This is a genomic window from Rhodococcus sp. P3_B8 (assembly GCF_056402775.1).
Window position 1 is genome coordinate 1 of the sequence record NZ_JBFUGT010000395.1, and the last position, 5,239, is coordinate 5,239.

Genomic DNA, 5,239 nt, shown 5'->3' on the forward strand with positions numbered 1-5,239 from the left:
GCCCGATGCTGCGCGAATACCTCGTCAGCGAGGCCATGTACGCCCTCGGCATCCCCACCACGCGCGCGCTGTCGGTGGTCGCGACGGGCCAGCACGTTCATCGATACGGCGCCGAGCCCGGGGCCGTGCTCGCACGGGTCGCGGCCAGTCACCTGCGGGTGGGCACCTTCGAATACGCGGTGCGGCAGGGTGAGGTGTTGCAGCCGCTCGCCGACTACGCGATCGCCCGCCACTACCCGGAGCTGACCGAACCGGCGCCGGGGCGTGACGGCAATCGCTACCTGACGTTCTTCGAGGCGGTGGTGGAGGCGCAGGCCTCTCTGGTGGCGAAATGGATGCTCACCGGTTTCGTGCACGGGGTGATGAACACCGACAACACGACCATTTCGGGCGAGACCATCGACTACGGTCCGTGCGCCTTCCTCGACGCGTTCGACCCGGCTGCAGTGTTCAGTTCGATCGACCACGGCGGCCGGTATGCGTTCGGCAACCAGCCCGTTGTCCTGAAGTGGAATTTGGCGCGCCTCGCGGAAACGCTACTGACGCTGTTCGATTCCACGCCGGATGACGCGATTACCGCGGTGTCGGCAGTCCTCGACACCTTCGACGACCGGTACGACGGCCACTTCGCGGCCGGGATGGCGGCAAAGCTCGGTTTGGCCGGCGAACTCGTCGATCGAGCGCTGGGCGACGACCTGCTGACGCTGCTGGAGGAACACGGTGCCGACTGGACGGGCACCTTCCGTGCTCTCGCGGACGAACTACGCGGACATTCGACGCCTCTCGACGGCCTCGTTCCGCGCGAGCACATCGGGCCATGGCTGGAACGCTGGCGCGGCAACCTGACCAAACATGGGCACGGGGCAGCGGAGACCGCCGACGCGATGGACAGCGTCAACCCRCTGTACATCCCGCGGAATCGTCAGCTCGATGCTGCGTTGCGCGCCGCGACCGACGGGGAGCTCGCTCCGTTCGAAAAGCTACTGGAGGTCGTCACGCATCCGTTCGACCGCCGCGACGAGTGGTCGGACTACACCACACCCGCTCCACCATCATTCAGCAAGTCCTTCCAAACCTTCTGCGGCACTTAACTTCCAGGACGGACTTGCACGGCGACGTTCGTGTCGAGGAAACTTCTCGCCGACGATTCGTCGCCAGAACGACTTCGGCTGGTGTCGCCGCGACGGGATGCCGTCGTGCGCAGTTCGCGTCCGACCGATCGACTTCCGCGACGAGGAAAAGGAGCGCTGCAAGGGCAGTAACTCCGTCGAACGTTATTTCAATCTGGGCGAAGCCGAATGCGATTGCCCGAGACGTCGACCCCTGTCAGCTGGCGGGATCGTAGTGGAACGCGCGCAGCTCCTGCGCGCACCGGCAGGCAACCGCGATCTTCGCAGCCCATTCCAGTGCCGCCTCGCGGGAAGGCAACTCCAGTACCGTGTAGCCGCCTTCGAGCTGCTTCGTCTGCGGGTACGTGCCCTCGGTCACCGTGCCATCCCCATCGACCAGGACAGGCGGAACGCTCTCGTCGATTCCACCGCCGAACACCCAGACGCCGGCGTCCTTCGCCTCCTCCACCACCGCGTGCGACGCATCCGACACTGCCTGTAAATCCTCGTCGGGAAGGACCATGGCACCACTTGGGAAAGAGATCAGGTACTTCGTCATCGCGTCGACTCCTTCTTCGCATGTCGGGGATCGGACCCATCCTCGCCGACACGGGCCGGCGCGCACAAGATTCGCCCGCCCTCCCCCAACCGGTCGGAACAGGCCGTCTCCACCACCGCACTTACCGCGGGCATCAAGCACTTGATCAACACGCCCGAGTGCGCGTGGGTAAGTAGTGTGATGGTCGTGTTGTGGCGAGCCACTGCACAGCGAAATATCTGCGGACTGCCGCCCAAGGGCTGGAGACGATCGTGGTCGGCCGTTCCCCACCCAATTCGCCCTGTCACACGCCCTGCCATTTTTCCCCGACTGTGGCGTGGATGGCTCTGCGACGACTCACCATGGCCGATATCAAGCCCGATGCGACCACAACCTGCCCCAGCATCAGCGACGCCGGCAGTACCAACAACTCCCACCCCGTCGAACCATATGCCTGCGACCACACCACGATCACGATGGCCAAAATCCACGTCAAAGCCTGCCCCAGCGTCATCAACGCGCCGGCCCACGTCCGATCAGCGCGTCGGACGAGCCCKATCGTGCCCGCGACCGCCCCCACCAAGGCGGCGATCAAACCGACCGGGGTCGGGAGCAGCACCATCAGACCGAGAAGCGGTCCAGGCTCGATTAACCCGGTGGTGACCAGTTGCGGCACTACGAACAACCACACCGACACAGCGCACAGCACCGAGACGACCGATGCGCTCGTGGATATCTTCATCGCATCAACCTAGACCAGACGTCGGGTTCACCCGGCCGTCCACGATTGCAGATGAGACTCATCATCGCGCGGTCTCGCTTGCAGCGACCGCGCGAAAATAGAGCGGGCCCGCCCCTGAATCAACACCAAGACTCCGGTGGCTACGACCCGCCCTACCTCTGCGACAGTCGGTAGACTCCAAACATGGGCAAGCGCACGGTCCCGAGTGGCACGGTGCATAGAGTGCCGGCAGACCTACGGACGGCGTTGGCCGATGACGGGCCGGCGCTGAAAGCGTGGAATGACATCACACCATTGGCACGCAATGAGTGGATCTGCTGGGTCGAGGATGCCAAGCTCGACGAAACGAGAGCGCGTCGAATCAAGCGGACGCATACCGAACTGGCTGAAGGCAAGCGCCGCCCATGCTGCTGGCCTGGTTGTAGCCACCGGGAAAAGACCGGTAAGTAGAACCCTCCTACACAGCGGCAGCCGACTTGTCCTATCCGGGACCTTCGGCCTCGCGTGGTCGTCCGCGCGACCTTGTTTCCGGAGACAACGAGGTCGCGCGCATATTCGACGCAGCGGACAATCGACATAGCTTCAGCGCATGGAAGCTGGATGTAGTCGTATACGACTCGAGGAGCATCACATGAAAGCCGTTCGCATCCATGAGAATCGAGGGCCAGCGAACCCGGAGCTACTCGTGTTCGAGGATGCCCCCGACCCGCAGGCCGCCACCGGTGACGTGATCGTCCGAGTGCACGCCGCATCCTTCGTCCCCGACGAGCTCGACTGGCCAGGAACCTGGACGGATCGGGCCGGCCGCGACCGCACGCCCTCCATCCCCGCACACGAGGTGGCCGGCGTTGTCACCGAAGTTGGCTACGGCACCACTGGTGTTCGACACCATCGGCGGCGACGTGCTCGCCCGATCGGCCGCGATCGTCAAGCCGGGCGGCGTGCTGGTCTCGATCAGTGCGCCGCCCCGGTGACGCCACGCGGCGGACGAGCAGTCTTCTTCATCGTCGAACCCGACCGGTCAGTGCTCGTGAAGCTCGCACAGCTCACCTCGCAGGGGTACCTGCGCCCACACGTCGACGCCGTCCACCCGCTCGCCGAGACACGGGTAGCGTTCCCGTCCAAACGGCGGGGCGTGCCGGGCAAGGTGGTCCTCGACGTCCTGCCTGCGGGGTTGCCGACCTAGGAGGATCACCCGAACGGAGAGCCTTCCAGCGCCGCGGTGAGTTTTCCCGTCGCCTCTGGTCTGTACTGGTGTGAGTAGACGCGGAGCGTGCGGGAGCAGTCGATTTGCCCGCGTGACGCCGTCGGGCAGGTGCCACCGGTCAGCGGTGTACCGCTCCATGAACAGCAAGGAGAAAGTCTCATGACATCGACACCACCCTCCACGGGAACCACCAACTCGACACCGGCGCCGACGGGCGGAACCACGAAGAAGGCCAGAATCGCCGGACTGGTCGTCAGCGCCCTCGTGGTGCTGTTTCTCCTGTTCGACTCGCTCATCCACATCGCAAACACGCAAATGGTGCGCGAGGCGATGGCCGAGCTGGGTTTTGCCGAGAACCTCAACCGTGTCATCGGAATCGTTCTCTTGGTATGCCTGATTCTCTACATCGTGCCCGCCACGGCGATTCTGGGCGCGGTGCTGCTGACCGGATACCTCGGTGGAGCCGTCGCTACCAACATGCTCACCGAGCAGCCGGTCGTCAGCACCACCCTGTTCCCGATTTACGTCGGCATCTTCGTGTGGGGCGGTCTGTACCTGCGGGACGCGCGGGTGCGTTCGATCATGCCTGTCCGACGCGCCTGAGCCACCAACCCCCGCCTGGCAGCGAATGCCCTTGACACAGGACGGATTCGACGTCATGTGATCGCGGCGTCACGCAATTCGGCGTATGAATCGTCCATCGCCACCGCCAGCCGGGCAACGTCGGGCAGCGCCTCGGGGTCTGTGCAGAGCCCGATACCGACRATCCCGGCGCAGGAGATCGCCGAGATCCGCAGCGCGTGGTGCGCTGCGGGCTCGGAGGAGGAGAAGAGCCGCTCGACCCGACGTCCGGAAACGCTGACCGGCACGGGCGGGCCGGGGACGTTCGAGATCGACAGGCTGAACTCGCGCGCGCTGCCGGCGAGTCGCTTTGCGGCTTCCTCGACGCGTTTCACGCGTCCGAGAGCGTGGAAGAGATCGAACAGCTCTTCGGCGTCGTCGAGGAGCTTGCGCTTGCTGGTCTCGGCGTTGATCCGGTCGAGTCGGGTGAGCGGATCCGCCTCGGCGAGCGGCAGATCGACGTTCAGGAAGGAATCGCGGTTTCCCAGCTTGCCCGCTCTCTCGTCCCGGTGGTGCAGGCTAACCGGAACTTGAGCACGAAGACGCGGCAGGGCCGTCTCGCCGGCGCCGAGCCAGCTGCGCAGGCCGCCTGCGACGATCGCGAGGAGTACGTCGTTGACGGTTGCGCGCGCGGGACGTGAGGCGCCGATTGCCTTCAGCTCCGGGAGCGGGGCGACGGTGAAGGCGAGCTCGCGGGCGGCACTGATCGGGCGGTCGAAAGGCGAGTGTGAACCGCGGTGGCCGAGTTCACGACGCACAGCCGCGGGCATCCGCAGTGCCTCGTCGACCCGCGAACGCTGCGGCGAAGCGGCGCGAAGGCCCGGCCGCGTTCCTCTCGGGGGCGGTTCGGGGTGCCGATCCCAGAGCACGTCGTCGAGGAAGCGAACCGCGCTGATCCCGTCGGCCATCGCGTGATGGATCCGGACCGCGATCGCCTCGCGCCCGTCGCCGAGTGGACCGAACAGATCGAACGTCCACAGTGGTCGCTCGTGGTCGAGGTGCTCGGACATCAGCTTGCTGAC

General features: G+C 65.4%; 6 protein-coding genes and 1 pseudogene. 4 read left to right on the forward strand and 3 right to left on the reverse strand.

Annotated elements, in window-relative coordinates; all coding sequences use genetic code 11:
- Positions 1-1,091 (forward strand): protein adenylyltransferase SelO (locus AC1D1G_RS41280; protein WP_477956503.1); only part of this gene is annotated, 1,091 nt, incomplete at its 5' end.
- A gap of 235 nt (positions 1,092-1,326) precedes the next feature.
- Here AC1D1G_RS41280 and AC1D1G_RS41285 read toward each other — a convergent pair.
- Both AC1D1G_RS41285 and AC1D1G_RS41290 read right to left on the reverse strand, forming a co-directional pair.
- Positions 1,327-1,668, reverse strand: a complete 342-nt coding sequence (locus tag AC1D1G_RS41285) for a YciI family protein (protein WP_283335316.1) — start codon at positions 1,666-1,668, stop codon at positions 1,327-1,329.
- Positions 1,669-1,951: 283 nt separating this feature from the next.
- A complete protein-coding gene (locus tag AC1D1G_RS41290) occupies positions 1,952-2,389 on the reverse strand; it encodes a hypothetical protein (RefSeq protein WP_477956504.1) in 438 nt (145 codons plus the stop codon).
- Positions 2,390-2,572: 183 nt separating this feature from the next.
- Between AC1D1G_RS41290 and AC1D1G_RS41295 the strand changes: the two genes are divergently transcribed.
- The 3 genes and pseudogenes from AC1D1G_RS41295 to AC1D1G_RS41305 all read left to right on the forward strand — a co-directional run bounded on the left by AC1D1G_RS41295 (position 2,573) and on the right by AC1D1G_RS41305 (position 4,199).
- Positions 2,573-2,839, forward strand: a complete 267-nt coding sequence (locus tag AC1D1G_RS41295) for a YdeI/OmpD-associated family protein (protein WP_083849701.1) — start codon at positions 2,573-2,575, stop codon at positions 2,837-2,839.
- 181 nt (positions 2,840-3,020) lie between these two features.
- Positions 3,021-3,575: pseudogene (locus AC1D1G_RS41300) on the forward strand (zinc-binding dehydrogenase).
- Positions 3,576-3,755: 180 nt separating this feature from the next.
- Positions 3,756-4,199 carry a DoxX family protein gene (locus AC1D1G_RS41305; RefSeq protein ID WP_283335312.1) on the forward strand — a complete coding sequence of 148 codons (444 nt, stop codon included), beginning with the start codon at positions 3,756-3,758 and terminating at the stop codon, positions 4,197-4,199.
- A 53-nt stretch (positions 4,200-4,252) separates the two neighbouring features.
- On the opposite strand, the gene AC1D1G_RS41310 is transcribed toward AC1D1G_RS41305, so the two are convergent.
- The coding region (locus tag AC1D1G_RS41310) for a WS/DGAT domain-containing protein (RefSeq protein WP_477956505.1) at positions 4,253-5,239 on the reverse strand (987 nt) is incomplete at its 5' end.